At 57.6% G+C, this 16,184-nt stretch carries 16 protein-coding genes, 4 tRNA genes and 1 pseudogene; 8 read left to right on the top strand and 13 right to left on the bottom strand.

Annotated elements, in window-relative coordinates:
• Nucleotides 1-148 precede the first annotated feature (148 nt).
• The 8 genes from VGC62_RS02735 to VGC62_RS02700 all read right to left on the bottom strand — a co-directional run bounded on the left by VGC62_RS02735 (nucleotide 149) and on the right by VGC62_RS02700 (nucleotide 4,877).
• Nucleotides 149-1,321, bottom strand: a complete 1,173-nt coding sequence (locus tag VGC62_RS02735; RefSeq protein WP_331185541.1) for an acyl-CoA dehydrogenase family protein — start codon at nucleotides 1,319-1,321, stop codon at nucleotides 149-151.
• A gap of 83 nt (nucleotides 1,322-1,404) precedes the next feature.
• Nucleotides 1,405-2,250, bottom strand: coding sequence for an amidohydrolase family protein (locus VGC62_RS02730; RefSeq protein ID WP_331185540.1), 846 nt, complete (start codon nucleotides 2,248-2,250; stop codon nucleotides 1,405-1,407).
• Nucleotides 2,247-3,392: an FMNH2-dependent alkanesulfonate monooxygenase gene (ssuD, locus tag VGC62_RS02725; protein WP_331185539.1), complete on the bottom strand. Its 1,146-nt coding sequence runs from the start codon at nucleotides 3,390-3,392 to the stop codon at nucleotides 2,247-2,249. The genes VGC62_RS02730 and ssuD overlap by 4 nt, the downstream gene beginning before the upstream one ends.
• Nucleotides 3,393-3,797: 405 nt before the next feature.
• Entirely contained in the window at nucleotides 3,798-4,106 is a 309-nt protein-coding gene (locus VGC62_RS02720; RefSeq protein WP_331185538.1) for a homocysteine S-methyltransferase family protein, read from the bottom strand.
• Nucleotides 4,107-4,467: 361 nt separating this feature from the next.
• Nucleotides 4,468-4,543: transfer RNA gene (locus VGC62_RS02715), tRNA-Gly, on the bottom strand.
• A 3-nt stretch (nucleotides 4,544-4,546) separates the two neighbouring features.
• Nucleotides 4,547-4,622, bottom strand: a tRNA-Glu gene (locus VGC62_RS02710).
• Nucleotides 4,623-4,723: 101 nt separating this feature from the next.
• Nucleotides 4,724-4,799, bottom strand: a tRNA-Gly gene (locus VGC62_RS02705).
• A 2-nt stretch (nucleotides 4,800-4,801) separates the two neighbouring features.
• Nucleotides 4,802-4,877: transfer RNA gene (locus VGC62_RS02700), tRNA-Glu, on the bottom strand.
• A gap of 267 nt (nucleotides 4,878-5,144) precedes the next feature.
• Here VGC62_RS02700 and VGC62_RS02695 point away from each other — a divergent pair.
• On the top strand, nucleotides 5,145-5,918 hold the full coding sequence (locus VGC62_RS02695) for a hypothetical protein (protein ID WP_331185537.1): 774 nt from the start codon (nucleotides 5,145-5,147) through the stop codon (nucleotides 5,916-5,918).
• A 54-nt stretch (nucleotides 5,919-5,972) separates the two neighbouring features.
• Here VGC62_RS02695 and VGC62_RS02690 read toward each other — a convergent pair whose 3' ends face one another.
• Complete coding sequence (locus tag VGC62_RS02690; protein ID WP_331185536.1) at nucleotides 5,973-6,455, bottom strand: GAF domain-containing protein; 483 nt, start codon at nucleotides 6,453-6,455, stop codon at nucleotides 5,973-5,975.
• A complete protein-coding gene (locus VGC62_RS02685) occupies nucleotides 6,452-7,345 on the bottom strand; it encodes an ATP-binding protein (RefSeq protein WP_331185535.1) in 894 nt (297 codons plus the stop codon). Before VGC62_RS02685 ends, VGC62_RS02690 begins: the two co-directional genes overlap by 4 nt.
• 86 nt (nucleotides 7,346-7,431) lie before the next feature.
• On the opposite strand from VGC62_RS02685, the gene VGC62_RS02680 reads away from it, so the two are divergent.
• Complete coding sequence (locus VGC62_RS02680; RefSeq protein WP_331185534.1) at nucleotides 7,432-9,819, top strand: hybrid sensor histidine kinase/response regulator; 2,388 nt, start codon at nucleotides 7,432-7,434, stop codon at nucleotides 9,817-9,819.
• 36 nt (nucleotides 9,820-9,855) lie between these two features.
• Here the strand turns inward: VGC62_RS02680 and VGC62_RS02675 are convergent, their stop codons facing one another.
• Both VGC62_RS02675 and msrB read right to left on the bottom strand, forming a co-directional pair.
• A complete protein-coding gene (locus VGC62_RS02675; protein ID WP_331185533.1) occupies nucleotides 9,856-10,341 on the bottom strand; it encodes a glutathione peroxidase in 486 nt (161 codons plus the stop codon).
• Between the two features lie 107 nt (nucleotides 10,342-10,448).
• Entirely contained in the window at nucleotides 10,449-10,844 is a 396-nt protein-coding gene (gene msrB, locus VGC62_RS02670) for a peptide-methionine (R)-S-oxide reductase MsrB (RefSeq protein ID WP_331185532.1), read from the bottom strand.
• A 193-nt stretch (nucleotides 10,845-11,037) separates the two neighbouring features.
• Between msrB and VGC62_RS02665 the strand changes: the two genes are divergently transcribed.
• Together VGC62_RS02665 and htpX are read left to right on the top strand one after the other, a co-directional pair.
• The gene (locus VGC62_RS02665) at nucleotides 11,038-12,249 is read left to right on the top strand and encodes a pyridoxal phosphate-dependent aminotransferase (RefSeq protein WP_331185531.1); all 1,212 of its coding nucleotides are present in this window, start codon (nucleotides 11,038-11,040) and stop codon (nucleotides 12,247-12,249) included.
• Between the two features lie 217 nt (nucleotides 12,250-12,466).
• Entirely contained in the window at nucleotides 12,467-13,354 is an 888-nt protein-coding gene (gene htpX / locus VGC62_RS02660; protein ID WP_331185530.1) for a protease HtpX, read from the top strand.
• A 64-nt stretch (nucleotides 13,355-13,418) separates the two neighbouring features.
• Here the strand turns inward: htpX and VGC62_RS02655 are convergent, their stop codons facing one another.
• Entirely contained in the window at nucleotides 13,419-14,075 is a 657-nt protein-coding gene (locus VGC62_RS02655) for a thiopurine S-methyltransferase (RefSeq protein WP_331185529.1), read from the bottom strand.
• Nucleotides 14,076-14,179: 104 nt separating this feature from the next.
• Between VGC62_RS02655 and VGC62_RS02650 the strand changes: the two genes are divergently transcribed.
• The 4 genes and pseudogenes from VGC62_RS02650 to VGC62_RS02635 form a co-directional block, all read left to right on the top strand.
• Nucleotides 14,180-14,947: a class III extradiol ring-cleavage dioxygenase gene (locus tag VGC62_RS02650; protein WP_331185528.1), complete on the top strand. Its 768-nt coding sequence runs from the start codon at nucleotides 14,180-14,182 to the stop codon at nucleotides 14,945-14,947.
• A gap of 113 nt (nucleotides 14,948-15,060) precedes the next feature.
• Complete coding sequence (locus VGC62_RS02645) at nucleotides 15,061-15,498, top strand: hypothetical protein (protein WP_331185527.1); 438 nt, start codon at nucleotides 15,061-15,063, stop codon at nucleotides 15,496-15,498.
• 29 nt (nucleotides 15,499-15,527) lie between these two features.
• Entirely contained in the window at nucleotides 15,528-15,935 is a 408-nt protein-coding gene (locus tag VGC62_RS02640; protein ID WP_331185556.1) for an META domain-containing protein, read from the top strand.
• An 88-nt stretch (nucleotides 15,936-16,023) separates the two neighbouring features.
• Nucleotides 16,024-16,184: pseudogene (locus VGC62_RS02635) on the top strand (IS3 family transposase); the annotation flags it as partial.

Genomic DNA, 16,184 nt, shown 5'->3' with positions numbered 1-16,184 from the left:
TAAGGAGGTGTTGCACAGTCCGTGCCGAGCCCACAACATGCTGTATTACAAGGAATTTTTGCTTTTTTACGCTGACCAAAGTGTTGCTGTGGCAACACTTTGTCGTGCAAGTGAGCGGTGATAAACAGTGCCCTGCCGAAGGCACGAATCAGGAATAAAAACTCGGCGTGGGCGGTTTCTGCTTCAAGGCCCACTCACCGAGTTCGCGGATGCGATAGTCCACCGGGTCGTGCAGGGTCTGGGTCCGCAGGTTGCGCCAGTAGCGATCAAAGCGCCGGGTGGCGTTGGTGGCGCGGGCTCCGGTCACTTCGAACAGCCGCGAACTCAGGTCCAGACCCACTCGCGTGGCATGGACCTTGGCACTGCCAATGGCCAGGGCCAGGGTCGCCCGCTGCTCGGCACGCAGTTGCTCACCGGCGTCCCAGGCTTTGTCGAACAAGGCGTTGGCCCGTTCGGCCAGGGCACGGACCGCCTCCAGACCTGCCCAAAACTCCCCGTAATGGGCCAGCACATAGGGGTCGTCAACTGCCTGTTCGACCTCGGACTTAAACCAGGGCCGCGCTTCATGGGTCGTGTATTGCCGCGCCTGCTCAAAGGCCCCTTCGGCAATGCCGAGGAACAGGTTGACGAACGTCAGTTGCGCCAACAAAGGCCGAAGGCCGGACAACACTGTGCTCATGGGTCCTGGGTTGAGCAGCAGTTCGTCCTCCTCCACCCTCACCCGCTCGAATCGGGCGCTGCCGCTGTCGGTCTGGCGTTGGCCCATGTTATTCCAGTCGTTGAGCAAGGTAATGCCGGCGCGTTGAGTAGGAATGGCGGCGATCAAAAGTTTACCTGTTGGGCCTTCGTCCAGCGCCGAGGCAATCAGCCGGTCGGAGTCGCTGGCACCGGAACAAAAGCTTTTCATCCCGGAAAACTCACGACCACCGTCGACACGCGTCGCCACCGTGCGGCGGTCCAGCGGGTTGAGGGCGTTGCCCCAAAACCAGCGCTGCTGCACCGTTTGTTCAAGCCAGGGTTGCCATTGATCAGGCCGGGAGAACAGGCGCACGGTGGCCAGCATCAAGTGTTGAAAACCAAACACATGGGCCATTGAGCTGTCGACTTTGGCGAACTCGCGCACGATGTTCAGCGTGTCACTCCAGCTAGCACCGAGGCCGCCGAATTCACGGGGGATACTTAAGGTCAACAAACCGCTTTCGCGCAGGGCGTCGCGCTCGCGTTTAGGGGTGCCGCCGCGCTCGTCGCGCTCGACGGCAGTGCAGGCCCAGTCAGCCGCCAGACGGCGGGCGATCTGCACAGGATCGTTGGGTGTGGTCACAGGGGAGTCCTTGAATGAGAAAGACGCGGACAGCGCCGGGCAGTCTCGTGTGAAACACCTGCCCGGTGTGTCTCGCGACGTCGTTACAACCCAAACAGCCTGGCGGCGTTGCCGTAGAGCACGTTGTCGAGTACCGATGAGCTGAAACCCAGACTCAGTACGTCGTCGATGGATTGCCGAATGGGCCGGAAGGGGTACGACGAGCCGAACAGCAATTGATCTGCCAGAAAGCCGTTGGCCGCTTGCACATAGGCGTCGCTGCCGGGCTGGAACAGATACATGTCCGGCACCAGGTAAATGTTCGGGTACAGGAAGGCAACGCCCAGCGCTTGCTGCACGTTTGGCCAGTAGCCGTGGTAGCAAACGATCGACAACTGCGGGAACGCCCGAGCGACCTTGGCCAGGTGATCGGGGTTGTTGAAAGCCGGGTCTGGGGTGGTAGGCCCACTCATCAGAAACAGCGCAATACCACGCGCCTGCAAATGCTCGTAGATCGGCCAATACAGCGTGTCATCCGGGTGCCTGGCGGGCTCACTAAAACCCGGTTCCAGGTCGATACCGGACAGGCCCAGTACCGATATCGCACGGTCGATTTCGGCCAACGCCCCCTCGACCCCCTGAAGGGCCGGGTCGATGCTGGCAATGCCGAGCAACTCATCGTGGTCCCGAACGATGCTGTGAATCAGGTCGTTGGGCAAATGCTGGCTGGGAGTATGGCGACCGACCACCACCGCCCGGCTCAACCCCGCATCACGGACCTCATCGATAAACCCCTGTGGCGTGCGCGAGCGGGCGAAGTGCTCGTCATTGCCGCGCGTACCGACTCGCCGATTCAGCCAGCGGGCGGTGGCCGCCCCGGTGCTGTCAGGCGTGGCCCCAAAAAAATCGTGCAGGTACGCCGGGCGACAGCGCATATCAATCACGTTCATGCTGCGGCCTCGCCCTTGCTCGATTTCTTACCGGCCCGAACGTCGAACGCGCCCCCGGTCAATACTTGATCCCGGACGGTGACCGGCTGTTTGCCCAGCAGAGGGAACACCAGCTCTGCGAAGCGGAAGGCTTCTTCCAGATGCGGGTAGCCGGACAACACAAAACGGTCGACCCCAAGATCAGCGTATTCCTGCAAGCGCGCGGCCACGGTCTGAGGATCGCCCACTAACGCCGTACCGGCGCCACCGCGGACCAGGCCGACACCTGCCCAGAGGTTAGGCGAGACCTCCAGCTTGTCACGCTGCCCACCGTGCAAGGCAGCCATCCGCCGCTGACCTTCGGAATCCATTCGCGCGTAGTTCTGCTGAGCGTCTGCAATGGTGTCGTCGTCAAGGTGGCTAATCAGCTCTTCAGCGGCGGCCCATGCCTGCTCGTTGGTTTCACGCACAATCACATGCAAACGCACGCCGAAATGCACAGTGCGGCCATATTTTTTGGCCCGTTCGCGGACATCGGCGATCTTCTCGGCCACGGCCGCAGGCGGCTCACCCCAGGTCAAGTAAGCGTCCACATGCTTGGCGGCCAGTTCATGGGCAGCAGGCGAAGACCCGCCAAAGTACAAGGGCGGGTGCGGTTGTTGTACCGGCTTGAAGAAGTTCTGGGCGCCTTCGACCCGCACGTGCTTGCCGGAAAAATCCACGGTCTCGCCGCTGAGCAATTGACGCCACACGGTCAGAAACTCGTCTGCGGCTTCGTAGCGCTGATCGTGGTCGAGAAAAATACCATCGGCGGCCAACTCCGTGGCATCGCCGCCTGGCACCACGTTGAGCAACAAGCGCCCGTGGCTGGCCTGGTCCAGCGTGGCCGCCTGACGAGCTGACGCTGTTGGATTACCCAAGGAGGTACGCAGCGCAACCAACAACTTTATCCGGTGGGTCACAGGGACAAGGCTTGCAGCAGTGACCCACGGGTCCAGGCAACTGCTGCCGGTGGGAATCAACAAGCCGTCATACCCGAGGCTCTCGGCGGCCACCGCGATCTGCCGCATGTACTCGTTGGTAGCCGGGCGGCCGCTGTCGGACCGACCCAAATAACGCGTGTCGCCGGAAGTGGGCAGAAACCAAAAAATATCAAGACTCATCAACACATCCTCGCTGCCAAATTAAGACGCCTGCCATTGGGTCTATGCCGTTTCGTTGTGGCCGCGACGATGAAACAGCAACAAACCCTTGGATAACGTGTAGTGAAACGCAAGGCTGACGCGGCGCTGTAAGGGGTGCTTGCTGAGCAAGTCTGAGACAGTGGCCGATGGCTCCAGCGATGCAAGCACCATGCCAGCCTTCTAACTCATTGATTTACGACGAATAAGCCACGTACTACCAAGGCGGGGCACTGTTGCTGACAAAGGCAAGTGTTGAGCAACTGTTGCGTGGGCAACAGTCCGCAGAGCAACATCAGGGGCTTAGCGCAGTTTGCGTGTGCTGCTGAAAGGGTCAGCTATTTGCGTGCTGGCCAGCACATGGCGGCCTGGGCGCCAGGTCTGTGTTTATCGCCCGCGCCAGGCCTCTAAGACGCCTTGTTTTGCCTTAACGACGGGCACCAAATGGCGTTCAAGCTCGCCGATGTGTTCAGGGCCAATGCCGCAACAACCCCCGACAATGGTTGCACCCTGCTCCACCCATTGCGGCGCCCAAAGCAAATAGGCTGCCGGGCCGAGGTCCTCACGGATGTCGAGCAAGGTTGCGTTGGCTTCGGCGTTCTCGCTGACTACCGGGAAGGCATTGGCATAGACCTGACAGTTCGATGATTCACGCGTCCCGGCTATGGGACGTCGACCAAGGGTTGTCAGGGTCAATTGCAGGCTTTATGCCACGAGCCAAATCGTCAACAGGCCGCGGAATTATCCGGTTCGCCCTCCGATTAGCTGTTTATTTTTCATCCGCACTGACTAATAACTATTGCCGTACAAACAGCGCAACGGATTATGTCTCGCGTAGGGCGTGGGTAATTCGACTGGATCAACGTCGAATGAGGGGTGAAGCGCCAAGCGGGGTAATGTCCGGAACAGGCGACACCTATATCGAGAGTGGCTTGAGGTGGGCGTTAAAGGGGTGACTGCCGATGGCTGTAGTGAATCCGCCGAAAACGAAAAAAGGACCCGAAGGTCCTGATTTCAACGATTTACAGACATAAACGGACGTCTGTAGATCATAAATTGGAGCGGGAAACGAGACTCGAACTCGCGACCCCGACCTTGGCAAGGTCGTGCTCTACCAACTGAGCTATTCCCGCAAATGGCGTCCCCTAGGGGACTCGAACCCCTGTTACCGCCGTGAAAGGGCGGTGTCCTAGGCCACTAGACGAAGGGGACGCTGCCCGGAACATATGGTGTATGTCCCAGTGTCCAAAGCATTATCCGAGGATACTGCCTGGTTTCACTCAACCCTGCCCGAGGGCAAAGCTGCTTAAAAATGGAGCGGGAAACGAGACTCGAACTCGCGACCCCGACCTTGGCAAGGTCGTGCTCTACCAACTGAGCTATTCCCGCAATGGCGTCCCCTAGGGGACTCGAACCCCTATTACCGCCGTGAAAGGGCGGTGTCCTAGGCCACTAGACGAAGGGGACACGCGTACAACATTCACTACTTACTGCGCTTCGCTGTTTGCTTTACGCTGTAAGTGGCGCGCATTCTATGGATGGTTTGATAGGTCGTCAACCCCCATATGAAAATTTATTCAAATCAATGACTTCGCCCTCTATTTAGTGAATGGGTGGCCGATACAAAAGTGCGGGAGGCCCTCACTATTTAATAGACAAGCCAACCACCACACCTTTGCGCAATAGTGCGCAGCAACTACACTCGGCACCCATTACTTGATCGAGGCTTCTACGGTGACACCACTCATTATCACGCTGATGGTTTTAGCGGGCATCGTACTCCTGATTGCCATCGGTTACCTGAACTACGTAAACGAGAACAAGAAGGTAGAACGTGCGCGCAGCCTGGTAGAACTCAACGATCGTCTGCGTCGCTGCAGCGAGTTGTCTGAGACGTTCCCCGGCCAACTCATGACACCCGCACTTAAACTGTTGCTGGTACGTCTTGAACTGAATGTGATCAAACGCCTCATCCAACTGGAAAGAAGAAACAACCCCGGTCTTCAGGAACGCGAGACAGAACTGCAAGCGATGCTCGATCAGGGCGACAAGCTGGTCGTGAGCAACCCACCCGCGCCGATTCAAACCGAAGCCAAAGCCAAAGACGTGCGCTTTCTATTGGAAGCCATGCACGGCCAGGTAACACGCGCCGCCCATGACGGCTTTCTGCAAACCACCGAGGCCAAGTACTGGATTCGCGAGATTCGCAATCTGCTGGTGATACTGCACGTCGAATTCTTCAACAATCTGGGCCAACAGGCCATGGCCAACGGGCAACCCGGCCAGGCGCGCCTGGCGTTCGAGCGCGGCGTGCAGTATTTGCGCAACCAGGCAGAGCCAGCACCATGGAAGGGTCATCTGGCCGCGATGGAAAAACAACTGGAGCGCGCCAATGCAATGGTGCTCGACAACATCGCACCGACCGAAGGTGACAACAACGAGCTGACAGAAGGTCTGAAAGTCGTCGAAGCCGATGCCGAATGGAAGAAGAAAGCCATTTACGATTGATGGCCGCGCCCTTGATGCATTTATCGCGTCAGGGGCGCTTACAACGACAAAGCATCAGCAATCAGTAGATTTCAGGAAAATCGCCACCAACTGTTCGATGCCCGCCTGATCGACCTCGCTGAAACGCCCCGCACTCGGACTGTCCAGGTCCAATACGCCGAGCAAGCGTCCATCCTTGATCAACGGCACGACCAACTCGCTGTTGGACGCGCTGTCGCAGGCGATATGGCCGGGGAACGCATGGACATCTTCCACCCGCTGGGTTTCCCGGCTTTGTGCCGCCGTCCCGCACACGCCTTTGCCGAACGGAATCCGCACGCAGGCGATTTGCCCTTGGAACGGTCCAAGCACCAGCTCGTCGTTGCGATTAAGGTAAAAGCCTGCCCAATTCAGATCGTCGAGCTGGGTAAACAGAAACGCCGAGAACTGCGCCGCGTTGGCGATGAAATCCCGCTCATCGGCCAACAGTGACTCTAGTTGAGCGGTCAACAAGCGATAGCCGTCAAGGCCACTGCCAGTGGCATTCAGATCGATCATGGATGTTGCTCCAGCATTTTCAAACCCACCCAGTAACGGGCGAACTGATAAGCGCAGCGACCGTTGCGATTGCCGCGACCGGTGGCCCAGCGGACAGCCAAAATATCCAGCTCTTCATTGCGCTGCCATTGCAGGCCGGACTTCTTCGCCAGTTCGCCAATCCAGTGTTCAACCACGTTCAGGAAATGCTCCTGAGTGAACGGATAAAACGACAGCCACAGACCGAAACGATCGGACAAGGCGATCTTGTCTTCCACTGCCTCGCTTGGGTGCAGCTCGCCGTCTTCGCCGCGCTTCCAGTGCTCGTTGTCGCTTTCTTTCTCCGGCACCAAGTGACGACGGTTAGACGTGGCGTACAGCAAGACGTTATCCGGCGCCTGCTCAAGCGAGCCATCAAGCACGCTTTTCAAGACTCGGTAATCACCTTCCCCGGACTCGAACGACAGGTCATCGCAGAACAACACGAAACGCTGCGGCAGTTTTTGCAGCAATTCCACCACCCGTGGCAGATCGCCCAAATGGTCACGCTCGATTTCGATCAGCCGCAAGCCGACTTTGGCGTGCTCGGCCAGCAACGCCCGGACCAGCGATGACTTGCCGGTACCCCGCGAGCCCCAGAGCAACGCGTGGTTGGCGGGCAGGCCATCGATGAATTGTTGGGTATTACGCCCCAATTGCTCACGCTGCCGATCAACGCCAATGAGGTCCGACAGGCGCATGTCGAGGGTCACGTCCAGCGGCATGAGATAACCACCACGCCCTTCATGGACCCAGCGCGCGGCCAGCGATTTGCCCCAATCCATCGGCTCGCGGACTGCGGGCAGTAAAGGTTCCAATCGCGCCAGGACTGATTCAGCGCGCTCCAGAAATGCGTTTAACCGAGAATCCACAATGTCTCCTTGATTTAACTGATTAAAGGCTGTGTCTGATCGGCTATGCTTGCCCGGCGATTGGACACAAGAAGTAGCCGTGCCTTATGGATATAGCGATTACCAACCGACTGTCGTTCAAACAAGCACGTTTGACTGTGCTGGTCGGCTTCGTATTAGGGACCCTGCTCAGTCTCTTACAAATTGCGATCGATTATGCCAGCGAAGACGCCTCAATCGATCGTGAAATTCGCTCTCTTCTGCAAATCAGCCACAATCCTGCCTCGCGCATTGCCTACAACATCGACTCCGAACTGGCTCAAGAGCTGACGCTGGGTCTGCTGCACTCCCCGGCTGTCGTGGCCGCAAGACTCACCGACAACAATAATATTTTGCTGGCGGCGGTATCCCGACCCGTCGCGCAAAGTTCACACCGAATGTTCAGCGATTTTCTGTTTGGCGAAAGCCGTGAATTCGACGACAGCCTGTTCCTGGACCATCTGCCGAACGAATCCATCGGCACCCTGCACGTTAACGTCGACACATTTGCCTTTGGCTACCCTTTCCTGCAACGCGCAGAAATCACATTGATCAACGGTTTTGTGCGCAGCCTGGCGCTGGCCTGCATTCTCATGGGCCTGTATTACGTCACCCTGACCAAGCCCTTGACCAAGGTGATCCGCGCGCTGACCGCCAACGATCCGCGCAGCCCGACGCAACGCCCGCTGCCCTGCCCGCCTGGCCATGAAAAAGACGAAATAGGCGTGCTGGTAAACATCGCCAACCGCCAGTTCGAAAGTGTCGCCACTGAGTTCAGTCGACGCCGAAACGCAGAAAACCGCCTGACCGACCATCTCAATGAGCTGGAAGACATCGTCGCCGCCCGCACCCTTGAGCTGAAAAACAGCAACACTCGCCTGAGTCAGTCCAACGAAGAGCTGCAAATCGCTCGCAGTACCGCGCTGGACATGGCCCACGCACGCTCAGCGTTTTTGGCGCACATGAGCCACGAAATTCGGACCCCGCTCAACGGATTGCTCGGCATGCTCGCGCTGTCCATGGACGGTCCATTGAGCGCCGAACAGCGCCAGCAACTGCTGATCGCCCACGACTCCGGCAAGGTGCTGGTGGAGTTGCTCAACGATATTCTCGACTTATCCAAGTTCGATGCTGGTCAGTTGGAACTTGAGCACATTGCGTTCGACCTTGGCACGCTGATCGAAGACACGGCCAATCTGCTGTCGCAAAACGCCGCGCCCAGCGTGGAGCTGACCTGCCTCATCGACCCGCGCTTCCCGGCGTTGGTGCTGGGCGATCCGACCCGCGTCAGGCAGATCGTCAGTAACCTGCTCTCCAATGCACTCAAGTTCACTCGCGTGGGGCGCGTGGATGTCAGGCTGACCCAGCATGAAAGCATTGTGCGCATTGAGGTCTGTGATACCGGCATCGGCATCGCCGAGGATGCCCAGGCGAGAATCTTCCAGCCGTTCACCCAGGCCGAAGCCGCGATCACACGACAGTTCGGCGGCACCGGGCTAGGCCTGACCCTGACTCACAATTTGTGTGAAGCGATGAACGGCCAGCTCAGCATTCAATCGCGTAGCGGCGTTGGCAGCCGCTTCTGCGCCGACCTGCCATTGCCGGCCCACGCCCCTGCACCGGTCTGGCCTTTATTAAAAGGCCGGGTAGTGGTCGTAAGCCCGGACAACAGTGGACTGGTTGAGTTACTCGGCCAACTGCTACCGGCGTGGGGCATCGATTATCAGCATGTCGCCGCGCAAGATGAGCAGCACAACGCAACACCGGACCTGTTGATCACCGATTGTCCGGACTGCCTGATCGGCATACGTCCATCGACGTCTATTCCGATCCTGCTGGTGACTGCCTACGGCAATTTCATGCCCAGCGAACAGGTCAGCGCCCTTGCCCCACTGCAACAACAAGCCAGACCCCTGGGCCGCCACAGCCTTCATCAAACCCTGGGGCGCATCCTGCAAATCGACGGTCAACTGGACAGCGATAGGCTGCTGCGCGAACAACCCCTCATACATCGCGCGCGCATTCTGCTGGTGGAGGACAACCCCGTGAACCAACTGGTTGCCAAGGGAATGCTGAGCAAACTGGGATGCGAAGTCGTGATCAGCAGTCACGGTGGCGAAGCGCTTGAAGCACTTGGGCGCGGTCATTTCGACCTGGTGCTGATGGATTGCAACATGCCGGTCATGGACGGCTATGAGGCCACCCGATTAATTCGGCAAAATCACAGATGGGTGAACCTGCCGATCATCGCCCTCACCGCCAACGCGATGCCCGAAGAACGTGAGCATTGCAAAGCGGCAGGCATGAGCGATTACCTGGCCAAGCCATTTCATCGCGAAGAACTGATCAACCTATTGGATCAGTGGGGGAAGAAGTCAGCGCCCAACCTCAAGCCGCAAACGACAAGCCAGATCATTCCGGGAACAGATTTATTTTCGGCAGCTCCTGAAAACTAGATCAGTCCGGTCTGATCCTTGGGTTTGGGGCTGCTGTTATTTCAACAACGCTTCGATATCGGCGGTCAGTTCCTCAGGCTTGGTCAATGGCGCATAACGCTTGACCACCTTGCCGTCCTCGCCGATGAGGAACTTGGTGAAGTTCCATTTGATCCGTTCGGAGCCCAGCAAACCGGGCGCTTGCTTCTTCAATTGCACGAACAGCGGATGCGCATCGGCACCGTTGACGTCGATCTTCTTGAACAGTGGGAAGCTGACGCCGTAGTTTAACTCGCAGAACTGCGCAATCGCCCCCTCGTTACCAGGCTCCTGCTTGCCGAACTGGTTGCACGGAAACCCCAGCACCACCAGGCCCTGGTCCTTATAGCGCTGCCACAACTGTTCAAGCCCTTTGTACTGCGGGGTAAATCCGCAATTGCTCGCGGTGTTCACCACCAATACGGCTTTGCCAGCGTAATCGGCAAGGGTTTTCTGCTCGCCCTTGATCGTCTGAATGGGGATGCTCAGCAAATTGTCGCTCATGGCAGTGCCTCAAAAAGAGTTAGGTCGCCAACTTAGCGCCCCATTGATTGAGGCGCTATTGGATTATCGTCCGTGATATCGATTCATGCACCGAGCGATGACGCACTTTATTCGCGAGGCACCAGGTCCAGGCACACAGAGTTGATGCAGTAACGCAAGCCGGTCGGGGGTGGGCCGTCAGGGAACACATGCCCCAAGTGCGCATCGCAGTTCGCACACACCACCTCGGTGCGGATCATGCCATGGCTGACGTCACGCACCTCAACCACCGCGCTGCCTTCGAGCGGCGCATAGAAACTCGGCCAGCCACAACCGGAATCGAACTTGGTGGCGGAGTCGAACAGCGGCTCATTGCAGCAGATGCAGTGATACACACCGTCAGTCTTGGTGCTGTTGTACTTACCGGAGAAAGGCCTTTCGGTGGCCTTCAGGCGACAGACGTTGTACTGCTCCGGGTCGAGCATCTGCTTCCATTCTTCGAGGGTTTTTTCCAGCTTTTGCACGGGTACACCTCCACAACTGAAAAAGCCCGATCTGTGCCTTTTCCACGGATCGGGTGGCACGTATGATTGCGCCTCGTTAGAACGCCAGTCTGTCACCGGCGTTTCACGCGTACAAACCCATTTTGATGGCGTTATGCTCAGCGGTCCGCGCTAACCACACGCGGCGGGCCGTCCATTTTCGGGATCAATCACCATGCAGTTCAGCAAATCCAACAAGCTCGCCAACGTCTGTTACGACATTCGCGGGCCCGTGCTCAAGCACGCCAAGCGCCTGGAAGAGGAAGGCCATCGCATCCTCAAGCTGAACATCGGCAACCCGGCACCGTTCGGGTTCGAAGCGCCGGAAGAGATCCTGCAGGACGTGATCCGCAATCTGCCCACCTCGCAAGGCTACAGCGACTCCAAAGGTCTGTTCAGTGCGCGCAAGGCGGTCATGCAGTATTACCAGCAAAAGCAGGTCGAAGGTGTCGGCATCGAGGACATCTACCTGGGTAATGGCGTTTCCGAACTGATCGTGATGTCGATGCAGGCGTTGCTTAACAACGGCGACGAAGTGCTGATCCCGGCGCCGGACTATCCGCTGTGGACCGCCGCCGTGAGCCTGTCCGGTGGCAACCCAGTGCATTACCTGTGCGACGAACAGGCCAATTGGTGGCCTGATCTTGCAGACATCAAAGCCAAGATCACGCCCAATACCAAGGCCATGGTGATCATCAATCCGAACAACCCGACCGGCGCGGTCTATCCCAGGGAAGTGTTGCTGGGCATGTTGGAGCTGGCGCGCCAGCACAACCTGGTGGTCTTCTCAGACGAAATCTACGACAAGATCCTGTACGACGACGCTGTGCATATCTGCACCGCCTCGCTGGCGCCGGATCTGCTGTGCCTGACCTTCAACGGCTTGTCGAAATCCTACCGCATCGCGGGCTTTCGATCCGGCTGGGTGGCTATTTCTGGCCCCAAGCACAACGCTCAAAGCTACATCGAGGGCATCGATATCCTGGCCAACATGCGTTTGTGCGCCAACGTGCCAAGCCAACATGCGATCCAGACCGCGCTAGGCGGCTATCAGAGCATCAACGACCTGGTCCTGCCACCCGGCCGCTTACTGGAGCAACGTAATCGCACCTGGGAGCTGCTCAACGACATCCCCGGCATCAGCTGTGTGAAACCCATGGGCGCGCTGTATGCCTTTCCACGGATTGACCCCAAGGTCTGCCCGATCCACAACGACGAAAAGTTCGTCCTTGACCTCTTGCTCTCGGAAAAGCTGCTGATAGTTCAGGGCACCGCATTCAACTGGCCGTGGCCGGACCACTTCCGTGTCGTTACCTTGCCTCGGGTAGACGATCTGGAGCAGGCGATTGGCCGCATTGGTAACTTCATCAAATCTTATCGGCAGTAATCCTGGCAACGCATACACAACCACGCCGTGCCGCAAGCCGCACGGCGTCTACCACGGCAAACGCTCTATCCCCGACCTTGCGACAAGGGTGCATAATTGCCGGATTAGCGCAAAGACGACACAGTTTGAAATAGTCGCCTTGTTGAATAGCCACAGACATCACCTTATATACCCCCGCAACACGTTACATATTCTTCACGAGGAGAACGTCACAACTATGATGCGCATTTTGCTGTTCTTGGCCACTAACCTTGCGGTCGTGCTGATTGCCAGCATCACCCTGAGCCTTTTTGGCTTCAATGGGTTCATGGCGGCCAATGGGGTTGATTTGAACCTCAATCAGCTGCTGATCTTCTGCGCCGTATTTGGTTTCGCCGGCTCGCTGTTCTCGCTGTTCATCTCCAAGTGGATGGCGAAAATGAGTACGGGCACCCAAATCATTACCCAACCTCGCACTCGCCATGAACAATGGCTGGTGCAAACGGTTGAGCAACTGTCCCGCGAAGCTGGCATCAAGATGCCGGAAGTGGGTATTTTCCCGGCCTACGAGGCGAACGCATTCGCGACGGGCTGGAACAAGAACGACGCACTGGTTGCCGTCAGCCAAGGCTTGCTGGAGCGTTTTTCGCCAGATGAAGTGAAAGCCGTGCTGGCTCATGAAATCGGCCATGTGTCCAACGGCGACATGGTGACGCTGGCGCTGGTACAGGGCGTAGTGAACACCTTTGTCATGTTCTTCGCGCGGATCATCGGCAACTTCGTCGATAAAGTGATCTTCAAAAACGAACAAGGCCAAGGTATCGCCTACTACATCGCGACCATCTTCGCCGAAGTCGTGCTGGGCTTCCTGGCCAGCGCCATCGTCATGTGGTTCTCACGCAAACGCGAATACCGTGCGGACGATGCCGGTGCTCGCCTTGCAGGCACGGGTGCAATGATCAGCGCGCTGCAGCGCCTGCGCTCAGAGCAGGGGGTCCCGGTGCAGATGCCTGACAGCCTGGCAGCCTTCGGCATCAATGGTGGTTTGAAGCATGGCCTGGCGGGCTTGTTCATGAGCCACCCGGCGCTGGAAGACCGGATCGAGGCCCTGCGCCGTCGCGGCTGATCCATCACCAGCAGTAAAAAAGGGCGACGCGAGTCGCTCTTTTTGTTTATCTCGATTTTTGCCGCTAACGTCTAAACAGGCTGTAAACCTGCTCGATCAACCGCGTTGCACCTGCGGCCACAAACTTGCGGCTTGTTTGCAGCACATCCTCTTCGGCGATCATCTTCAGCCGCCATTCCAGCGAAAGCAGCTGTATCACTTCATCCTCTGGAACAGAAAATGGTGGCCCCTCGACTTCGGACTGCTCGTAGTCGAGGGTAATCAACAGGCCACGGCAGTCGTCGGGCAGAATGTTGTTGAGGTGCTCGACATAGCGCCAACGCATCTGCGGCGGTAGCGCAATCAAGGCTGCGCGGTCATACAACGCCGAGCAATTACCGATGTCTTTGGCTTTGAGCTTGAAGAAATCACCGCACCAGATTTCGCAGTCTTCGTGGCTGAAGACGCTGAATACACCGCGTTGCTCGATCTGCGGCTGCACGTTGCGCTCGGCAAAATAGTCCTCGACTGCTTTTTCCGAGAGTTCGACACCGACTACCGCCAAACCCTGTTGGCTCAACCAGGTCATGTCGACGCTCTTGCCACACAACGGCACAAAAACCCGCTCGCCTTTTTTTACGCCCAACTGCGACCAGAGTCGCTGCAAATACGAGTTAACCTGGGGCTGATTAAAGCCAATTTGATCCAGGGCCCAGCGCTGATGCCAAAAGTCGGGCTGCATAAAAAAACTCCTGATAAATCGATCAAACCACACCAAAACTTATATTAGATTTAGATCAATGATCTGCCTGATCATGACGCATCTTACCTTTCAGGATGGCCGATATGTTTCCCAGCCTCTTTATCTCCCACGGCTCGCCCATGCTTGCTCTGGAACCGGGTGCCAGCGGTCCCGCGCTGGCCAGACTTGCCGCCGAAATACCTCGGCCGCGAGCCATCGTAATTGTGTCCGCGCACTGGGAGAGCGATGAACTGCTGGTCAATGGCAATCCTCAACCTGAGACCTGGCACGACTTCGGTGGTTTCCCTGCGGCCTTGTTCGCCGTGCAATATCCGGCCAAAGGCATGCCGGAGATGGCCCAACAGGTTGTCGACTTGCTAGCGGCCAGCAACCTTGCGGCGCGCATTGATCACAAGCGCCCATTCGACCATGGCGTCTGGGTGCCGCTGTCGCTGATGTACCCACAGGCAGACATTCCGGTGGTTCAAGTGTCGCTTCCTTCGCGCATGGGCCCTGCCCTGCAAACTCGCGTTGGTAAAGCATTGGCCAGTTTGCGCGAACAACAGGTGCTCATCATTGGCTCAGGCAGCATCACCCATAACCTGCGCGAACTGGATTGGCATGCAGGTCCGCAAAGCGTGGAACCGTGGGCAAAGGACTTTCGCGACTGGATGATCGAAAAACTTGCTGCCAACGACGAGCAAGCCCTGCACGACTACAGGCGTCAGGCGCCGAATGCAGTACGTAACCATCCCACTGACGAACATTTGCTGCCCCTGTACTTCGCCCGGGGTGCGGGTGGGGAATTCAGCGTCGCACACAAAGGATTCACCATGGGTGCGCTGGGGATGGATATTTACCGGTTTGGCTGAGTAACCTTGCTGCGCCCTGCGGCTAGAATCAAAAGCAGTGGCCGCTATGCGTCAGATGACAACCAAAAGATGCGCGCCCAAGTGGTAGGATGCGCGCCTATTTGGAGACCCCCATGGCCGAACACGATTTTCGCTTCAGCATGCTTACCCCGCAACACACCCTGATCGAGTGCCGCAGCCTGGCAGTGGGTCGCTATCAAGTGACCGGCAACGGCGGCTCCATCAAGAACGACGACGTGCTGTTGGTCACCGTCAAAGGCAGCAAAACCTTGCACATGCGCCTGAACGTCGAAAAGGTTCGCCATCTGATCAATCCACCGGGTCAGTGGGTCGCGGTGGCCAATGGCCCGGCGTTCACCGAACTGGCGATCCACCAGTGGAAAGTCAATTGCAATGGTTGCGGTAAAGAGCAAGACATCGAATTCATGGTCGAGGGCAAGGACGGCAAAAAGGCGCTCAAACCTGCTGCGCAGGCGCGGATTACCGAACTGGGCTGGAAAGCAGTCGGCGAGCATCACCTGTGCCCTGCGTGCGGAAAAAATGCGTCATGAAACCGGTTGGCGTTGGCTTTAGCTCTCAAATGCTGACGAGTGCCGTGCTGATACTGACCGGCACTGCACTGTTGAACGGATGCGCCACCGAAACCGAACGCGTGCAACGCGACAAAGGCTACCTGCTGGAGTGGATCGGCGAACGTCCGTTGATGGACAACAGCCACATGACCATGACCCTGGGCGAGGACGGCCGCGCGTATGGCAACGCCGGTTGCAATCACTGGTTCGCGCCCTATCGCCTGGACGGCGAGTCAATCACCTTCGGGCCTGTGGGCAGCACCCGTAAACTTTGCGCGCCAGCGGTGATGGAGCAGGAGCACCGTTTCCTCGATGTTTTACCCAAGGTTCAGCGCTGGGATATTTCCCCGGTTGAGCAATTACAGCTATGGCCGTCGGAAGGCAAGCCGTTGAGATTTTGGCTGGAAGAGGGTTGAGGGCAAAATTAGGGGACTGATTTATTTTTAGGCGATGTCCCGTCCTGAATAAGGTTTACACCTTCTGATCTATTTTCAGGAGGGCGTAATGGAATCAGCAAAAAGGCGTAGTCAGCGAGACTACACGCTGACTTTTAAATTGTCGGTCGTCGACCAAGTCGAAAAAGGCGAGCATAGTTATAAAGAGGCTCAGGAGCGCTACGGGATTCCAGGCAAAACGACCGTTCTGACGTGGTTACGGAAGCATGG

This window comes from Pseudomonas sp., assembly GCF_036404235.1.
Classification (GTDB): Bacteria; Pseudomonadota; Gammaproteobacteria; order Pseudomonadales; family Pseudomonadaceae; genus Aquipseudomonas.
Note: the sequence above shows the minus strand (reverse complement) of the source record. Positions and strands in the feature narration are given on the sequence as shown.